1 protein-coding gene is annotated in these 588 nt (G+C 75.2%); it reads left to right on the top strand.

The genetic code is table 11. From position 1 onward, the window contains the following. Positions 1 to 588, top strand: a 588-nt coding sequence (locus CCL05_RS43600; RefSeq protein WP_143590086.1) for a 4-alpha-glucanotransferase, incomplete at both ends; no start/stop codon positions are given.

Genomic DNA, 588 nt, shown 5'->3' with positions numbered 1-588 from the left:
GTCCAGGTCAACCCGCTGCACGCGGCCGTGCCCGGCGCCCCCACCGACCCCTCCCCGTACCGCCCCTCCTCACGCCGCTTCCCCGACCCGGTGCACCTGCGCATCGAAGACGTCCCCGAATGCGCCTACGTCGAGGACCGCGAGCGGCTGCGCGCGCTGCTGGAGCGATCCGGCCGGCTGCGCGAAGCCGTGCTGGACAAGGGCGCCCTGATCGACCGGGACGCCGTGTGGGAGCTCAAGCGTGAGGCGCTCGAGCTGCTGTGCGAGGTGCCGCTCGGCCCCGGCAGACGCGCCGCCTACTGCGACTTCCTCGCCGAGCAGGGCCAGGCCCTGGAGGATTACGCCACCTGGTGCGCGCTCGCCGAGTTGCACGGCTCGGACTGGCACCGCTGGCCGACCGGCCTGCGCGACCCGCGCTCGGCCGAGACCGTCCGGGCCCGCAACGGCCTGATGGACCGGGTGGACTTCTGGTCCCGGCTCGCCTGGCTCACCGACACCCAGCTGACCGCCGCTCAGCGCGCCGGGCGCGAGGCCGGCATGCCGGTCGGGATCGTGCACGACCTCGCGGTCGGCGTCCACCCCGGCGGC

Source organism: Streptomyces africanus (assembly GCF_002150735.1).
In the GTDB taxonomy this organism is placed as follows: domain Bacteria; phylum Actinomycetota; class Actinomycetes; order Streptomycetales; family Streptomycetaceae; genus Streptomyces; species Streptomyces africanus.
This window is presented reverse-complemented; position numbering and strand designations above follow the sequence as displayed.